At 45.3% G+C, this 16,822-nt stretch carries 14 protein-coding genes; 9 read left to right on the top strand and 5 right to left on the bottom strand.

The features are described 5' to 3' along the window. Positions 1-78 precede the first annotated feature (78 nt). The 4 genes from KDM90_RS10030 (at position 79) to KDM90_RS10015 (ending at position 4,268) form a co-directional block, all read left to right on the top strand. A complete protein-coding gene (locus KDM90_RS10030; RefSeq protein WP_212675477.1) occupies positions 79-1,908 on the top strand; it encodes a hypothetical protein in 1,830 nt (609 codons plus the stop codon). Further along, positions 1,905-2,513: a YdcF family protein gene (locus KDM90_RS10025; RefSeq protein ID WP_212675476.1), complete on the top strand. Its 609-nt coding sequence runs from the start codon at positions 1,905-1,907 to the stop codon at positions 2,511-2,513. The genes KDM90_RS10030 and KDM90_RS10025 overlap by 4 nt, the downstream gene beginning before the upstream one ends. Positions 2,514-2,588: 75 nt before the next feature. Further along, positions 2,589-3,572, top strand: coding sequence for a LysR family transcriptional regulator (locus tag KDM90_RS10020; protein WP_212675475.1), 984 nt, complete (start codon positions 2,589-2,591; stop codon positions 3,570-3,572). A gap of 30 nt (positions 3,573-3,602) precedes the next feature. Then, positions 3,603-4,268, top strand: coding sequence for a riboflavin synthase subunit alpha (locus tag KDM90_RS10015; RefSeq protein WP_212675474.1), 666 nt, complete (start codon positions 3,603-3,605; stop codon positions 4,266-4,268). A gap of 562 nt (positions 4,269-4,830) precedes the next feature. Here KDM90_RS10015 and KDM90_RS18310 read toward each other — a convergent pair. The 5 genes from KDM90_RS18310 to def form a co-directional block, all read right to left on the bottom strand. After that, positions 4,831-5,139 (bottom strand): hypothetical protein, encoded by a 309-nt coding sequence (locus KDM90_RS18310; protein WP_329605319.1) that lies wholly within the window; start codon positions 5,137-5,139, stop codon positions 4,831-4,833. Positions 5,140-5,163: 24 nt separating this feature from the next. Further along, positions 5,164-5,439: an MFS transporter gene (locus KDM90_RS18305; RefSeq protein ID WP_329605318.1), complete on the bottom strand. Its 276-nt coding sequence runs from the start codon at positions 5,437-5,439 to the stop codon at positions 5,164-5,166. 180 nt (positions 5,440-5,619) lie between these two features. Beyond that, entirely contained in the window at positions 5,620-6,639 is a 1,020-nt protein-coding gene (locus KDM90_RS10005; protein WP_212675473.1) for a transporter, read from the bottom strand. A gap of 95 nt (positions 6,640-6,734) precedes the next feature. Then, on the bottom strand, positions 6,735-7,706 hold the full coding sequence (gene fmt, locus KDM90_RS10000) for a methionyl-tRNA formyltransferase (protein WP_212675472.1): 972 nt from the start codon (positions 7,704-7,706) through the stop codon (positions 6,735-6,737). Then, a complete protein-coding gene (def, locus tag KDM90_RS09995; protein ID WP_212675471.1) occupies positions 7,706-8,227 on the bottom strand; it encodes a peptide deformylase in 522 nt (173 codons plus the stop codon). The genes fmt and def overlap by 1 nt, the downstream gene beginning before the upstream one ends. 194 nt (positions 8,228-8,421) lie before the next feature. Here def and KDM90_RS09990 point away from each other — a divergent pair, with 194 nt between their 5' ends. The 5 genes from KDM90_RS09990 (at position 8,422) to KDM90_RS09970 (ending at position 16,587) form a co-directional block, all read left to right on the top strand. Then, a complete protein-coding gene (locus KDM90_RS09990; RefSeq protein WP_212675470.1) occupies positions 8,422-9,516 on the top strand; it encodes a LysM peptidoglycan-binding domain-containing protein in 1,095 nt (364 codons plus the stop codon). Between the two features lie 29 nt (positions 9,517-9,545). Next, positions 9,546-10,655 (top strand): DNA-processing protein DprA, encoded by a 1,110-nt coding sequence (gene dprA, locus KDM90_RS09985; protein ID WP_212675469.1) that lies wholly within the window; start codon positions 9,546-9,548, stop codon positions 10,653-10,655. Between the two features lie 46 nt (positions 10,656-10,701). Next, a complete protein-coding gene (locus tag KDM90_RS09980) occupies positions 10,702-11,196 on the top strand; it encodes a Smg family protein (protein WP_212675468.1) in 495 nt (164 codons plus the stop codon). A gap of 184 nt (positions 11,197-11,380) precedes the next feature. After that, positions 11,381-13,954 (top strand): DNA topoisomerase III, encoded by a 2,574-nt coding sequence (locus KDM90_RS09975; protein WP_212675467.1) that lies wholly within the window; start codon positions 11,381-11,383, stop codon positions 13,952-13,954. A 32-nt stretch (positions 13,955-13,986) separates the two neighbouring features. Next, complete coding sequence (locus KDM90_RS09970; RefSeq protein ID WP_212675466.1) at positions 13,987-16,587, top strand: DUF1631 family protein; 2,601 nt, start codon at positions 13,987-13,989, stop codon at positions 16,585-16,587. Positions 16,588-16,822: the final 235 nt, after the last annotated feature.

Here is a 16,822-nt window from a genome sequence, read left to right as displayed (position 1 = left end):
AATTTGAATTTGAGTGCTGTTTGCAATCGCATTATTCGTTGACATAACGAGCATTTCTCAATCCTTCTATGAGTGATTATGCAAGACCAATTTCAGTTTATTCGACAACATGCCTATTCTAACAACCAGCGGCAGCTTGGTATGTTGGTTGGTTTAAACGTGCAGGTTTGTGATGTCCTTGATTTGGAAAAGATTGATTGGCATCTGTTACATTCGTTCGAGCTTAAGCCGCAACCGTTGAGGTGTGGTGCACATGTTCGGCAAACAGCGCGCATTTACGCAATTGCCGAATTGATTTCTAAAGCATGCCAACTTGCGCATGTATTACTTCAGGATGTCAAAGTTCCGAGTTTTGAAATTCCCTACGTTCTTGATATTAAGGAAAGTAATTCCGGGCCAGATTGGTTTTATGCAGAAATATTAGTCCCTCGAGTTGAGCGTATATCCCAGAGAGTAATTGAGTTGGCATACCTTAACGCGCTCACTTTGATACGAAAGATCGTGCAGTCCATCCAAAGGAGTGGAGCGATTACACATCTATTTGAGCCGCTGCAAAGGGAATTTGTTCTACCAGTTCAACGTCAAGTTCCTGGCGCAAAATCAACCATCCCCATTCTGGAATGCGCATTTCAGCAAGAAATACCATTTCGCCATTTAGGCAATGGCTTATACCAATTAGGCTGGGGAAAATATGCGACCCTATTTGACCGTAGTGCTAACCAAGACGACTCCTTAATCGGTGCCAATGTGTCGAATTACAAGCACTTGACGACAAGGTTGCTACGGTCAGCAGGACTACCAGCACCCGATAATTATTTATTGCATAGCGTGCAGCATGCCCAAGAGCTCGCGCAAAAAATGACTTTTCCGTTGGTCATTAAACCTGCAGACCGTGACCGAGGTGAGGGCGTCACGGCGAACTTGAAAGATATGGCTGAGCTTAAGTTGGCGTATGAGAAGGCGGCCGAGTTTTCTAAACTTATTTTGCTTGAGCAGCATTTGCCGGGGGTATGCCATCGGATCACCGTCCTGAATGGAGAATTATTGTTTGCAGTTAAACGCAGACCTCGAGCTGTCGTTGGTGATGGGATTCATACGATTATAGAATTGATTGCCTTAGCAAACGAAGATTTGAATCGCAAAGTGATTCAAAAAAGACTCCCACCCTATCCGTTCGATGAGATTGCGAAAGCTTGCATTCAAGCGCAAGGCTTGACTATGAATAGCGTTCCTCGCGATGGACAAAGGGTCGCATTAAGAATGGTCCAATCAAGTGAGTGGGGTGGCGAGCCCGAGCCGGTCACAGAATTGATTCATCCAGCTAACGTGCAATTGGCGGTTAGAGCTGCGCAGCTTTTTCGTTTGAGTTTATTAGGTGTTGACTTGATGACAGAGGATATCAGTGTCCCATGGTATGAAAATGGCGCTGCGATCAATGAATTAAATTTTGCGCCGGTGCTTGGACGTACACACGCCTATCAGCGAGCAGGAGTCGCTCGCTATCTTGCGCTGAGTTTCCCGACCAAAGGGCGCATACCGGTTGAATTGATCATCGGCAAAGGAGATCTCTTAAGCTTTGCCAAAAAACGAGTAGTCGAATTGCGTTTAAAGGGGATAAATGCAATGGTCAGTGCCCCACATGGATTGTTCAATAGGGACGGCAATTTTCCTATTTTTAGTACCAATTTCAATTGTGTAGAGCAGGTTCAAACGATTCTAATGTACCCTGGCCTAGAACATCTTCTGATCGTAATTTTGGGTGCGCAAGATCTCGAAGCGGGGTTGCCCGTTGATGCGTTTGATCTTTTGATACAACTTGATAATGATGGAGTGCAAACCGAATATTCGGGAAAATCCTTGCAATTCAATGAAATTCAAGAAATAACAAGACGAGCATTCGCCCTATGATTAATTTGAATGCAGCGGAAATTGAGTGTGTGAATCGATTTATGTTTGTGCCGTCGCAGGTATTGAATGCCGATGCCACGATAGTATTTGGTATGTCCCTTTGGCAGCGCCCCGCACAAATGGCAAGTAATTTATATCATCGATCTACTTCTGGAAAGCTAGTTTTAAGCGGCGGCTATAATCACAAAATCGACATGCATGAAGCGAATGCAATGTACCAAGTATTGCTCGCTGCTGATGTTCCCAAGCAGGACATTTTGCTCGACTTGGAGGCGCGTAATACGCGTGAAAATATCCAAAATGCAAAGCGTATATTAGAAGACTCAGAGATGTATAAGAGTGATTTGATATTGAATATTGTTGCAATTAACTTTCACGTTCGACGTATCTTACTGACGCTTGAAGAAGAATTCGGGAGGGATATTTCCGTAGGCATTGCGAGCTATCCTAGTATTTACTGCGCGCCCGAAACCTGGCATGTGTCGGAACAAGGACAAGCGAATATGCTCGGCGAATTGAATAAAATACGGCGATATGTTCGAAGCGACCTGCCAAAAATGTTGGCGGAAATCGCTTTGCGATATGCGCAGCAATCGAAAATATGAGTTTTTTGCGTTTTTGAAGGTTTTTTTCTCAGATCTGGGATAATGCAAGAAGATAGACTCATCCGGTGCCTTATTATGAATTTCTTGACCCTTGATTTGAATTTATTGCGTGTCTTTGATACGGTAATGGTCGAGCAGAATTTGACGCGTGCGGCAGATAAGTTAGCGATGACACAGCCCGCCGTATCAAACGCCATTAAACGTTTGCGTTACTCGCTGAATGACGAACTGTTGATCCGCACCGCTTATGGTGTGAAACCTACTCCGCGCGCCGAAATTTTATGGCCGGCGATTCGTGAGGCGTTATCGACGCTAGAAGCCGCAATCGCTCCCACCAGTTTTGATCCATCAAAGGCGGTCGCGACCTTTCGTATGGCGATGGCTGATTCGACAGCGGCATTATGGATGCCGACCTTGATCACCGCGTTCGAACAGGAAGCACCTCATATGAATGCTCGTATGGTGCCCCTGACAACGCGCGAACCTCGTCCATTGTTGGTCCAAGGCGATATTGATATCGCCGTGGGGTTTTTTCCTGGTGTTGTTGCGCAACTGTCGGGTGGCCAAGGTGCTGCACGAAGCCCCATTCGTCACGAGCGTTTGTATTCGGGGCACTATGTTTGTGTGATGAGTAAAAATCATCCTTTGGCTAGTCACGAGTTGACACTCGACAAATATTGCGAGGCGAATCATTGTTTAGTGAGCTTCTCAGGGCGTGCACACGGATTGATCGACGATGAACTTGCAAAGATGGGACGTGAACGGCGAATTTTGCTTACGGTCAATCAGTTTTTTACAGGCGGAAAAGTGGTGGCGAATTCAGATCTATTGACGGTTTTACCTTTCCATTTCATTGCGTCGACGGGTATGAGTGAGGCCTTGGTTTGGAAAGAATTGCCATTTGAAACCCCAGATGTACACGTCGACATGTTGTGGCACGAACGTGATGCGCGAAATCCAGCTCACAAATGGTTGCGCGATCACTTTGTCAACATGACGCACGAAATGTTCGCTCCTCTAGCTGACTTCAAAAAATCAGCACCCTCCTCTTTTAGTTAGTCAGCATCCAATTTAGAAAAGTGGTCTGTTATGTTTACCGGAATCGTCCAAGGAATAGCTACCGTTCAACAAATTGAAGATAAGCCAGGCTTGCGCACCTTGCGACTTGGTTTTCCTAAAGGGTTTGATCATGAACTGAGTATTGGTGCAAGTGTCGCAACGGATGGCGTTTGTTTGACTGTTACAAAGTTATTTGAGCAGTCTGCAGAGTTCGATATCATGCAACAAACTTTGTCCATTACGACTCTTGGGTCGTACTCAGTAAACTCGGTGGTGAATGTTGAGCGCGCTGCTCGAGATGGGGCAGAGATAGGGGGGCATCCGCTCTCTGGTCATGTGGATTTTGTTGCAGAAATAGCTGAAATCCGACAATTTGAAAATAACTACGTCATGCGCTTTGCCGTTCCAACGCTCTGGATCCGCTACCTATTCGCTAAGGGTTATGTCGCGATAAATGGCGCTAGCCTAACTATCGCAGAAGTGAATCAAACTGATGCATGGTTTGAAGTCTGGCTCATTCCGGAGACACTACGTATGACTGTGTTTTCGACAAAGCAAGTTGGAGACTCGGTTAATATTGAAATTGAACGTCAGACTCAGGTCATTGTTGATAGCGTACGTAGCATGATGTCCGAAATGCTGGGGCCTTTGATGCCAGCGATACAGAGATTAATAGACGAAGCTAAGAAAGAATAGAGTCTGAGAAGTCTCGATACCGGATTCAATAGATATATTGAACTTCACCTCACTTCAATGAGCGACAATTGGCAATTCATATTTACACCGGCCGATTCTCCAAGCAGCCCACGCGCTTAATATCCCACCTAAAAGTAGGATAAGGCGCGTATCGATTAGTGTGAGAAGCGAGCCGACAATTGCTATTAGAATGTTCGCGAGACAAGAACTTGTAGAGATTCGGCCCATGACAGCACCTTGTCCGTGATGACCGAAACCTTCGGCGCACCAACTTGGAAGTAGCGTTGTAAAACGCGTTGGTTAAAGCAAAAATGATGATGGCAAAGAAACCTAACCAAGCATTGCCAATTCCAACTAATGCAATCATTCCTGCTGCGAAATAAGCATGAATCTTGGCCCGATCGAATGGCATGATTGTGCTAGGGCGACCAGTTAATAGAGACGAAAATGTCATCATTGCGCATAGCCCGGCGGTCACCCAAGCGATTCCATGAAAATGGTGTCCTACTATCTCGACCAACCATCTTGGATAAAATTCATAGAACGAGTCGACACCGCAGGTTCAACTAAATTGAATAACAAAAAGTTGGCGTAATTCGTGAATTTTTAAAAGATTGAAAGCATGGTTAGAACGAGCGACATGCCACCAAGAGGAGTTGAGATTGGATGGTTCTTCTATTGGCAAAACAAAGGCAACCATGAGCGCAGTTAGACATAACGAAATGACTGCGATCCAAAACGGGATGGCTAAACCCCAGCCAAGGGTGAATCTAGCAAGTAAAAGACCCGCTAACCATCCAGTGTAGATCGTACCATTTAGCCAAGACAAGGCTCGTAGTCGCCAATTACCATCTAAACGATCCGCAAGCATTGCGCGCTACTGGTGCGTTGCCCTCTAGTAGGCCAGTAACATAACGTGTAAAAACGAACAAGGGATCGGAATGGAGTAGTAAGACCATGCCGTTATCGCATGACCGATCGCAGCTCCGATAGCGTTAGCTAATAAAATGGGTCTGCGACCAAAACGATCTGATAGTGACCGCAAAAGTGTGGAGCCAATTAATAGGCCAAGTGGATTAATTGCTAGGGCGAATCCAAATAATAGCTTTGGTGGTAAACCGAGAAAATGATTGAATGGGTTTGCCGCATCAGCGGAAAACAGTGGCGGCAAAATGGGACAAGGTAAAGCTGCGCCAACAGTTGAAAGGAATGCGAGTAGGCAGGCTGTTGCAATCAGTAAGAATGTCTTGATTTTGTCTGATTGCGTTTATTAGAGGCGCAGAGCAAATTAAAAGTATCAGCATTTCAAGCAATGGGTGCTTTGTCCCTCAAATTCAGAAATTGCTAAGTTTTAATCGTGATTTTTTGATCGAAATGCAAACCAACCAGCGATTCCGGTAATAAGACTGACAATGAGTATTACTATCCAAAATCCGAATTCGTGTTGGCTGTATGGAATACCGCCGACATTCATCCCAAATAATCCAGTTGTGATGTTAATGGGTAGAGCTAACACCGTCACAATGGTAAGAACAAATAGCGAGCGGTTGTTTTGCTCATTTACGTGCGCAGCAATTTCTTCTTGAAGTAATTTGATCCTTTCTTGTAGGGAGGCGATATCACTAAGTACGACTGCAAATTCTTCACTCGATTGGCGGAGCTCGCGCACGTCATTTTCAGACATCCAATTAGGTGGTTTTTGAAGCAGACGAAACAGTGCAGCGGGTTCAGGTGCTAGCAGGCGTTGTAGCCGCACTAAAACACGTCGTAGCTCTCCAAGATTGGCGCGTCGCTTGCTCAGTCGATCGGCCAATAAGTGATCTTCTACTTCATCTATACGCGAAATTGTGATGCGTACGATCTCGGTTAGCACATCCGCTTGGTCTCGAAGTAAGTGTGTCAGCAAGACCATGCTAGATTGGAAGATTTCGCCACGATTGACGGCATCGCGTAAATGATCAACAGACTTCAAAGGCTTGCGGCGTGTGCTAATAAGTACACGAGGCGAGATGCTGAGCCAAAGTGTCGCTATTTCAGATGGGTCAAAACTAAAGTCATGCACGACGTCGTTGATCACGGCGATCAATTGTTGATCTGCGTGCTCAATTCTTGTCGATCGAGATCCTTGATGTAAGATGTCGTAGAATTCATTTGGACATTGACTATGTTCGCGTAACCAACGTTCGGTAGATGCATTGCTTAAATTAAAATGCAACCAGATGAAGTGATCAGTGGCGAGTTGATTTGGATCTTTGATCAATCGAAAAGCCTGTTCAGAGTGCAGTTCCTGGGCTGCCTCTTTGCCGTTGAATATGAAGCCGTAAATTAGCCCTGAACGATCTGATCCATAGTGTCTATATTGGTTTTCCATTGTTTGCCTCAATTGAAGTCAACAATGTAAATCATGAAAATGATCGCTTGATGACAAACGAAGCGAGGCCTCAGAGATACTGTTAAATCAGGGGGCTAGACTGTAAAATGCTGGCCTACTCTCAGCGGAAAGCCTTGTAAGAAATCTTTGACAGGTAAGCGCTTCCCACCTGGTTTTTGGAGCTCTAGGACACGCAACACGGATTTGCCATTGTCGCAAGCGATCAAGATGCCTTCAGCATTGACTTCAAGTATTTGCCCATTTTGAATGGAATGCGATGATGGTGCAATTGGAAGAACGTCCGCACGCCAAATTTTGATTGAAAGGCCATCAATATTTGCGTGTGCCGCCGGAAACGGATTAAACGCGCGAATTTTACGTTCGAGCACCGAAGCGTTGAGGTCAAAATTGAGTAGGGCCTCGTCTTTACTGATTTTCGCTGCATAGCAGACACCTTGATCAGGCTGTACTGTGGCTGGTAGTGGGCCCAGACGTAATTTCTGCAGGGCTTCCACAATCATTTTTCCACCGAGATTAGCCAATTTGTCATGTAAACTGCCTGTGTTGTCTCGTTCTTGGATCGGTATTGCTTGCTTTAACAGCATAGGTCCTGTGTCTAAGCCTAGTTCCATTTGCATTATGGTTATGCCTGTCTCAGCATCACCTGCTTCGATCGCACGATGTATCGGTGCAGCGCCTCGCCATCTTGGGAGTAACGATCCATGAATGTTTAGACAGCCTAGGCGTGGGATGCTTAGTATTGAAGACGGTAGAATTAAGCCGTAGGCGGCAACAACTATCACATCATGTGGTGTTGCCTTTAATAATTCATGCGCTTCGGCCGCGATATTCGGATGTTTTCCATCCAATTTTAATGAAATCGGTTGAGCAACAGGAATATGGTGCTTTATCGCTAGCTGCTTGACTGCGGATGCCTGTAATTGTAGTCCACGCCCAGCTGGGCGATCCGGTTGTGTCAAGACGAGAGGAACCTCGAAGCCCGCTGCCAAGATCGCATCCAAAGCGGTTGCCGCAAATTCAGGCGTCCCTGCAAAAATAACCTTCATTAGCGTTGAGCCTTCTTAAGTTGTTCCCGCTCTTCTTTGAGTAATTTTGTTTTGATTCGGTTACGTTTTAATGGCGATAAATACTCGACGAAGACTTTACCTTTTAAATGATCCATCTCATGTTGAATACAAACCGCCAGTAAACCATCAGCATGTAACTCGAAGGGCTGTCCATCCAAATTGAATGCACGAACCTTCACCTCTGCTGGTCGTTCAACGCCATCATAAATTCCGGGTACAGACAAACAGCCTTCATCGTAGATTTTACGCTCTGGACTTTCCCAGATAATTTCGGGATTGATAAAGACGCGCAATTCATTGTTGGATTCAGATGTATCGATTACGACTAGTTGTTCATGTACATCGACTTGCGAGGCGGCTAAACCGACTCCGGGCGCATCGTACATAGTCTCTGCCATGTCTGCGGCGAGTTTCTTGAGGCGTTCATCAAAAACTGTGACGGGCTTAGCAACTTTGTGCAAGCGAGGATCAGGATAACGGAGAATGTTTAATATCGGCATAAGACAATTCACAACAAGCGAGAGACCTGAGATTGAGGTTTTTCTTGCTAGTTCAAGGATTTATGGGCAGAATTTGATTCAATTTGGTAAGTTTGGCAAGTGCCAGCCTATCGCCAATGCAAAATAAGTTTGCAGCTTGGGAAGGCTTTGAGCATGCCATACAACGGAATCAGTTACCTGCATCGGAAAAATTCATGAAAAAGTTTAGCACAATCGTCCTCGCAATGGCCTTTCCACTCGCGTTTTCGCTGCCAGTGTACAGCCAAGATAGTGGAAAGACACCACCATCCTTGAGTAGTAAGTGTAACTTCTTGCCGGATGCACCGGACAAACATGTGGTTGTCAGGGGGGATACTTTGTGGGGTATTTCTGGACGGTTTCTGCAAAACCCTTGGTGTTGGCCCGAAGTATGGGGCATGAATCGTGAAGAAATTCGGAATCCGCATTGGATTTATCCTAAGCAAATTGTTTATTTCGATCGGGTAAATGGACGTTTGCGCTTGGCAAATCCAATTGAAGAGGGGCCGACCGGTGTGACCAAATTAAACCCCCAGACTCGCAGCGCAACCTACGCAAGTGGCGACGCAATTTCAGCGATTCCGAACAACTTGATTGAACCGTATTTGTCGCAACCCTTGATTATTGATAAGGACGAGTTTGCGAACGCACCGCGGATTGTGGCTGCGCCCGAAGGTCGTGTGTACATGGGTAAGGACGATAAAATTTACGTAAGGGGTGATCTTAAAAACGGGACGTCGTTTCAAGTATTTCGCCCTGGTATTGCCTTAAAAGACCCTGACTCAAAAGAAGTCATTGGATATGAGGCAGTGTATATCGGTGCGGCGAAGTTGGAGCGCGTAGCAAAGACGGCTGATGGCGTCGATACATTTACAATTGTGACCTCGAAAGAGGAAATGGGAATTGGTGATCGGTTGGTGCCAATTCCACCAACTCCAATTATTAATTATGTTCCCCATGCACCCGAGCAAGATGTCATGGCGCGCGTCGTCGCAGTGTACGGTGGGGTTAGTTTTGCCGGGCAGAATAATATTATTAGTATCAATCGTGGATCGAGTTCTGGGATCGATGTTGGAACCGTCTTGGAGTTGGGACGATATGGCAAGATAGTGCCGGATCGTACAAATGACAAAAAGCCCGTGCGTCTGCCGGATGAGATGTATGGACAGCTGTTTATTTTCCGAGTTTTTAAAAATATCTCATATGGGCTTGTGATGCAAGTGACCGATGTGGTGAGTGTCGGAGATATTGTTCGAACCCCAGTACGATAAATTGAGACGTAGCCATTTTGAGCCAACAATTGCATTCAAATTCTTTTGAGACTGATTGGCAAGATTGGCTGCGGCTTTCACTTTTGAAGGGCGTTGGCAATGAGAATGCACGGCGATTGCTGACGATTTTCGGGTTGCCCTCTCAGATTTTTCAAGCTAGTCGTGCCGAGCTGCTCTGCCATTTTCCGAAAAAAATCGTCGAGGTGGTACTCGCGCCTGTGGAAGACGCTTTAAAGCGTCAAATCGAATTGACTTCGAATTGGCTTCTGCAAAGCGGTAATTATTTGTTGACTTTGGGAGATGGCGCTTATCCGCAAAGTTTGCTTTCTATTCCTGATCCACCGACCTTACTCTATGTAAAAGGACGGCTCGATTTATTGTCGAGACCAACGATTGCCGTGGTAGGAAGTCGAAACGCGACCACCCAAGGTATTCAAAATGCAGAAAATTTTTCCGAATCTCTTAGCCGAGCTGGCTTCTGTATCAGTTCAGGTCTAGCTGCAGGTATCGATACTGCCGCGCATTATGGGGCGCTTCGTGACTTAGGCTCGACGATAGCGGTAATCGGTACCGGTGCGGATATCGTCTATCCTGCTCGAAATCGCCAACTTGCACACGAGATCGCTGAAAAGGGATGTATTTTGAGTGAGTATCCGCTGGGGGTGCCAGCAATCGCGAGTAACTTTCCTAGACGTAATCGAATCATTTCCGGTCTTGCCCAAGGTGTTCTGGTTGTCGAAGCAGCAGCTCAGTCGGGGTCGTTGATTACTGCCAGAATGGCATTGGAACAAGGGCGGGATGTGTTTGCCATCCCTGGTTCGATTCACACACCGTTGGCGAAGGGATGCCACCAACTAATCAAACAGGGCGCAAAATTGGTCGAGTCAGCTGAGGATATTTTGGAGGAAATGCTTGCCGACTTCGCGAAGCCAACGGGTGCTACCACGGTTAGTCTGGGCTTACCGATGGAAGGCGAAAATGAATTGCTTGCGTTAATCGGGTATGATCCTGTCCATTTGGATGTACTGCTCGCGAGGAGTCCTTATCAAGTGATGGACTTAAATGCCAAACTGTTGGAGTTTGAGTTACAAGGCTTGATTGAATTGCTACCTGGCGGGATCGTACAGCGATTGGCGTGAGATTTGGCCTGATAGGCTAGACGGTATTATTAGATATTCGAAGTGTATGTTTGAAATTTTAGTTTATTTGTATCAAACCTATTATCGACCGGAAACTTGTCCCGATTCGATCGTGTTGGCGAAGAAGTTGTCTTCAGAAGGATTTGACGAAGATGAAATCGTCGCTGCACTTGATTGGTTAAGTGCATTGGCCGATACAACAAATCTGTTGGCAACTGGCACGCAATTGATTGACTCCCCCCTAAAAAATGGCTTTCGTAGCAATGGTTTTAGGGTCTACACTGAAGAAGAAAAAAGCGTTCTAGGTTTAGACGTAATATCTTTTCTTTATTATTTGCAACAATCATGCGTTTTAAACGAGCAACAACGTGAGGTTCTGATTGAATGTGCAATGGCGGTAGATGAGTCGCCGTTGAATCTTGCAAAATTCAAAGTGATTGTTCTAATGTTGCTTTGGAGCCAAGGGCATGAAGCAGAAATGCAGATGTTCGATGAATTTCTCAAACCCGGCGAAAATCTGACACAGTTTCAATTACATTGAATTTGGATCAATTTGATTGTTTATTTGTGGCAAATAGATTGCTTCTATTGCCGTAGTTGATTCATTCCGTTTATTATTCCTCGCTGATAGAAGCTGTTTTGCTGAATTTCTCAGCGATTCAAGGCATTTGGCTGAGTCTTCGCCAGATCAAATTAAATAGCAAAATTATAAAAAACAACCCACCATGACTAAAACCCTCATCATTGCTGAGAAACCCTCGGTAGCGAATGACATCGCGAAAACCTTGGGCGGATTCACCAAACATGACGATTATTTTGAATCAGATGATTATGTACTTTCGTCTGCGGTCGGTCATTTGTTGGAAATAGCGGTTCCTGAAGAATACGACGTGAAACGAGGTAAGTGGACGTTTGCGCATTTGCCAATGATACCGCCTCATTTTGCATTGAACCCAATTGCTAAGACCGAATCTCGTTTAAAAGTTTTGAGTAAATTAATTAAACGAAAAGATATATCGACACTTATTAACGCATGTGACGCGGGACGAGAAGGTGAATTGATTTTTCGTTTGATTGCACAGCACGCGAAAGCAAAGCAACCGGTGAAGCGGCTTTGGTTGCAGTCGATGACCGCGGATGCAATCCGTAGTGGATTCGGTAAGTTGCGCAGCGATGAGGAGATGCTTCCGTTGGCCGATGCCGCGCGTTGTCGTTCTGAAGCGGATTGGCTGATTGGAATTAATGGAACTCGTGCAATGACGGCCTTTAATTCCAAGGAAGGTGGTTTTTATTTGACTACGGTTGGTCGAGTTCAAACACCGACTTTATCTATTGTTGTGGAGCGTGAAGAGAAGATCAAGAATTTCGTTCCTAGAGATTTTTGGGAAGTGCGAGCGGAATTTGTTTGCGCTGCCGGAATTTATGAAGGACGCTGGTTAGATCAACAATTTAAAAAAGACGAAAGTGATTTAGAAAAGAAACCCGAGCGACTATGGAGCAAAGCTGCCGCTGAGTCGATTGTTGCCGCATGTCGTGGAAAACTAGGATCCGTTACGGAAGAGTCGAAGCCTGCCACACAAATAGCGCCGGCATTATTTGATTTGACAAGCCTACAAAGAGAGGCGAACTCTAAGTTTGGTTTTTCTGCGAAAAACACTTTGGGCTTGGCTCAAGCTCTGTATGAAAAACATAAAGTCCTAACTTACCCACGTACTGATTCTAGACATCTTCCTGAGGATTATTTGGCCTCGGTCAAAGAGATCTTGAGCAAAATAGGTGAGATAAATAATTTTCAACAATTTGCATCGAAAATTCTGAACAATGGTTGGGTCAAGCCTAACCGACGCATTTTCGACAACGCGAAAATTAGTGATCACTTCGCAATCATTCCAACGGGGCACTTGCCAAAGAATTTATCTGAGCCAGAGCAAAAACTTTATGATTTGGTGACGCGTCGTTTTATGGCGGTATTTTTCCCTGCTGCGGAATATCAAGTAACTACTCGTTTTACTGAGGTCTCAGGGCATCAGTTTAAAACGGAAGGTAAAGTCATGACTAACCCGGGTTGGTTAGCAATTTATGGCAAAGAAGCACAGGACGAATCAGATCCTGAAAACAAGGGTAATTTAGTGGCAGTTGCAAAAGGTGAAAAAGTTAAGACAGAGAAAGTACTTGCGAATGGATTGGTGACCAAACCACCCGCACGTTACTCTGAGGCGACGTTGCTTTCTGCAATGGAGGGAGCCGGTAAGCTGATTGACGATGAAGAGCTTCGCGAAGCGATGTCAGGGAAAGGACTTGGTACGCCAGCTACCCGCGCTGCAATTATTGAGGGTTTGTTGTATGAAAAGTATTTGCTTCGAGAAGGTCGTGAGTTAATTCCAACGGCAAAAGCTTTTCAATTAATGACGCTGTTGCGCGGGTTAGGTGTTGATGAGCTGACTTCTCCCGAGCTCACAGGTGAGTGGGAAAATAAGTTGGCGCAGATGGAGCGTGGCAAAATTACGCGCGATGAGTTTATGCGAGAAATTGCGCAGATGACTCAAATTATCGTTAAACGTGCAAAAGAATTCAATAATGATACGATCCCAGGAGACTATGCGACTTTGAGCACGCCTTGCCCGAATTGTGGTGGCGTAGTCAAAGAAAATTATCGCCGTTTTGCTTGTACAAAATGCGAGTTCTCTATGAGTAAGACGCCCGGTAGTCGGCAGTTTGAGATCGCGGAAGTGGAAGAGTTACTGCAAAAGCGTGAAATTGGTCCATTGCAAGGCTTCCGTTCGAAAATGGGGCGACCGTTTGCGGCAATTTTGAAGATTGTTCGCGATGAAGAGATTAAAAATTTAAAGCTAGAGTTTGATTTTGGACAAAATCAAGATGACAGCGAAGACGGAGAGGAGCAAGATTTTTCTCAAGCGGAGTCACTGGGAGATTGTCCAAAATGTGGAAGCCATGTCTACGAATTGGGATTGGCATATGTTTGCGAAAAAAGTGTAGCGAAGCCAAAGGCCTGTGATTTCAGAAGCGGTCGAATTATCCTCCAACAGGAAATCCTGCCAGAGCAAATGCGCAAGCTTCTAGTCGATGGAAAGACAGATCTATTGTCTGGCTTTATATCCCAGAGAACACGCCGTCCATTTAAAGCTTTTTTAGTCCGCGGCAAGGATGGTAAAACTAGTTTTGAGTTTGAGGAGCGTAACGCGAAAGCGCCAGCGAAGGCGACTGCAAAGTCGAAGGCCGCGGTGGAGGCAGACGTGCCAGCAAAGAAGCCAGCTGCACGAAAAAAGAAAGTTAGCTGATTTACGCCAAAGCGTTGACTGAAGGAGGCTGCTTGAATAAGGGAAGTATGGATCACAGTGTATTGCTCACGAATGCTCGTGTTGAATTCATGCGCAGCTTTACTGAGGCTATGCAGCGCACAATTCCGCGTTGTATCGAAGACTGCTTTATCAAAGCAGACGACACCTATTCTTCTTTAGAACAAGGCCGATTGCTCGATGCGCGTACCGTGCTCGTCGAACAGGGTGCTAGCATTATCCAGAAATTGACTGCCTCAATGGAGCAATTGCTGGTACGTAGTTTTAAAACGACGTATAGCACTTATCGGCCAACAGCAAACTTTAATCCAGAGAGCTTGACTTTAATTGATCCGACCGCTTTTGAAGGCGGCTTGCGTCAAGAAGAAATTACAGGTCGCTTTAGGCTTGAAGCGGAAGATCAGTTACGAGATCTCAATATTCGCATTGCCTTGATTTTTGAGCAGGAAGTGACGAATGAGCGAGAAAATCCATTTCGACCCTATCTCTTTTCGCGTTGCATATCTTCAACCGTTGAAGGGCTTGGCGTTAGTCCGAATTTGACTGATATTCTCGTCGAGCAGATTTCAAATAATTTTTTAAGCTTTGTACCTTCAATTTACACTGCAGTGAATAGTTATCTGGCGCAAAATGGTATCGCTGCTCAATTGCAATTGAAGATTAAGAAATCGCCAGTAGCGACATCGCCAATTGTTGGGGGTGACGATCAAATTGATGGATCGGATGACAATGTTCTATCTGAACAAACGGGACCAAGCGGACTCGCAAATTCTTCTTTGCCTTCAAAGAAAGTCAGTCAAATTGAACAATTTTTTAGCGCTGCTTTAAGTCGCGCTGCGAATTTAATGTCCAGCAATCAGTCTTCTTCAGACGCTGCAGGACAATTTCAGTCAAATGTTGATCAACACGTTCCGCAGGTGGCTGATGTTAATTATGAAAAAAGCCAAGCTTTCTCGTGGTTAAAGAGTGGTGAGGCTGTCGGGGATGCAATCCGGAATTTTTTCCGCTCGGACATATTCGAGAAAAAGCAATCGAGTATGCAATTAGGGCGATCAAATGCCCACAATTCGCCGTTGATTCAAGAATCAGACCTCGCTCATGGTGGTCAGGGAAGTCAGTCCTTTGAATCTGATGAAATGCCCAGTGGGGTCGAGTTCTCGGACGGTAATGTAAGCTCGCCCCTTGGCGGATCGAGCAATTTGACAAGCGCCATCCCCCAATTTCAAAGGAGTTTTACACCGGCTGTTGATCAGATGTTTGATCGAGTGGGTGGATTACGAAATCTGATTCTGGAGCAGAGAAGTGCTCTGAACGACCTAAGTTCGACGGTCGACGAGCAAATGACGATTGACGTCGTTGCGATGTTGTTTGAATTTATCTTGCGAGACACGCAAGTTCCAGCAGAAATTCGCGCGCAACTTGGCCGATTGCAATTCTTGGTGCTGAAACTCGCATTAAAAGATCATAGCCTATTAACGCAAAAAGGACATCCTGCCCGATTACTGGTAAATCGAATTGGTTCGATTTCACTCGGTTTGAAACAAATTGATCCTAGTGGTGCGGAGATTACAAAGGAAATTTGTCGGATTGTTGAGACTCTTTTGCAGGATGAAAGTGAAAATCCGCAAATTTTCTCGAGGATGCTGGATGAGTTTGATGCTTTTATCGCGCGGGAGTTGCGACTTGGTAGTGATAAAACAGTTAATGCGATTGAGGGGGCGGAACAAGCAAGGAACCGCACTATTCGCTTTGCCCATACATCAGTGCAACTTCATGAAGCGCTGCTAGGTTTAACGATAGATCCCTTTCTACAAAATTTTTTCGAAACAGTGTGGGTTTATGCCTTAGAGCTGGCTGACCGAGATGATGTCAAACGTGCTCATCGTTTTCGTTTGTTAGTGCCTGATCTCCTCTGGAGCATAATCCCAAAGGCGAACGAAGAAGAACGCGCGCAATTGCTTGCCCTATTGCCCATCATTTTGAGTACGCTAAAGGAAGGAATGGCGAGTATCCAATGTGATACTAGTGTGCAAGAGGCGCTGATGAATTGGTTGGTCGATGCGCATACTAAGTCGATGCGTATCAGTCATACAACACAGCAGCAGAAATTACCTTCACTCTCCGCTATTCATCATCATTTCAATCGATTCTTTGACGATCCAGATCTTCAGAATTTTGAGGTCTTAAGATCGGAAAGTGCGTCCGAAGTGACGCAATTTCTGGACAAGGCGATTAAAGAATTGGATATGAAAGTACAGTTGCTAGATCAGGTATATGTTCAGACACTCCCAACTGATCAACTGGATGAAAATTTAGAGAGCCAGGATGCAGGTGTTGACATTGTGATGGAGCAATTGAAAACGGGTGTTGCAGTTGAAATTAATTTGGGTGGAGAACCTAGTCAAGGTAAGTTGAATTGGGTTGATCCTGCACTCACTAATTTAATTCTCACGCTGGAGGGGCAAGAGCAACCTTCAATGTTAAGCGTTAGGATGTTCCGGCGAATGATCGCACATGGACGGGTAAAATTTTTAGAGACAGAACCGTTGTTTGAACGTGCGGTGCAATCACTTCTTAAGTCAGCAGATGCTGTTGAATTACCAAGAGCAGCCTAATAAAGTAACAAAACAAAATACCAACCTGCGAGTTGCTTGCAAGTTGGTATTTGTTTTGCTATAGTTCGGCTCCCGCAGAAAAGCGTGGTTGAAATAAGAGAAGTGCAAGCGGTAAGGCGTTGATTTTCCTGAGGTTTGAATCGAGTGAGTTAAAACGATTTAAGCGAAATAAGAAAACAGGGGGTTGACGAGAAGTTAGAAGTGCTGCATAATCTCGTTTCTCTGCTGCTGACGA

The sequence above is a fragment of the Affinundibacterium fentianense genome (assembly GCF_018139545.1).
Classification (GTDB): Bacteria; Pseudomonadota; Gammaproteobacteria; order Burkholderiales; family Burkholderiaceae_D; genus Undibacterium; species Undibacterium fentianense.
Note: the sequence above shows the minus strand (reverse complement) of the source record. Positions and strands in the feature narration are given on the sequence as shown.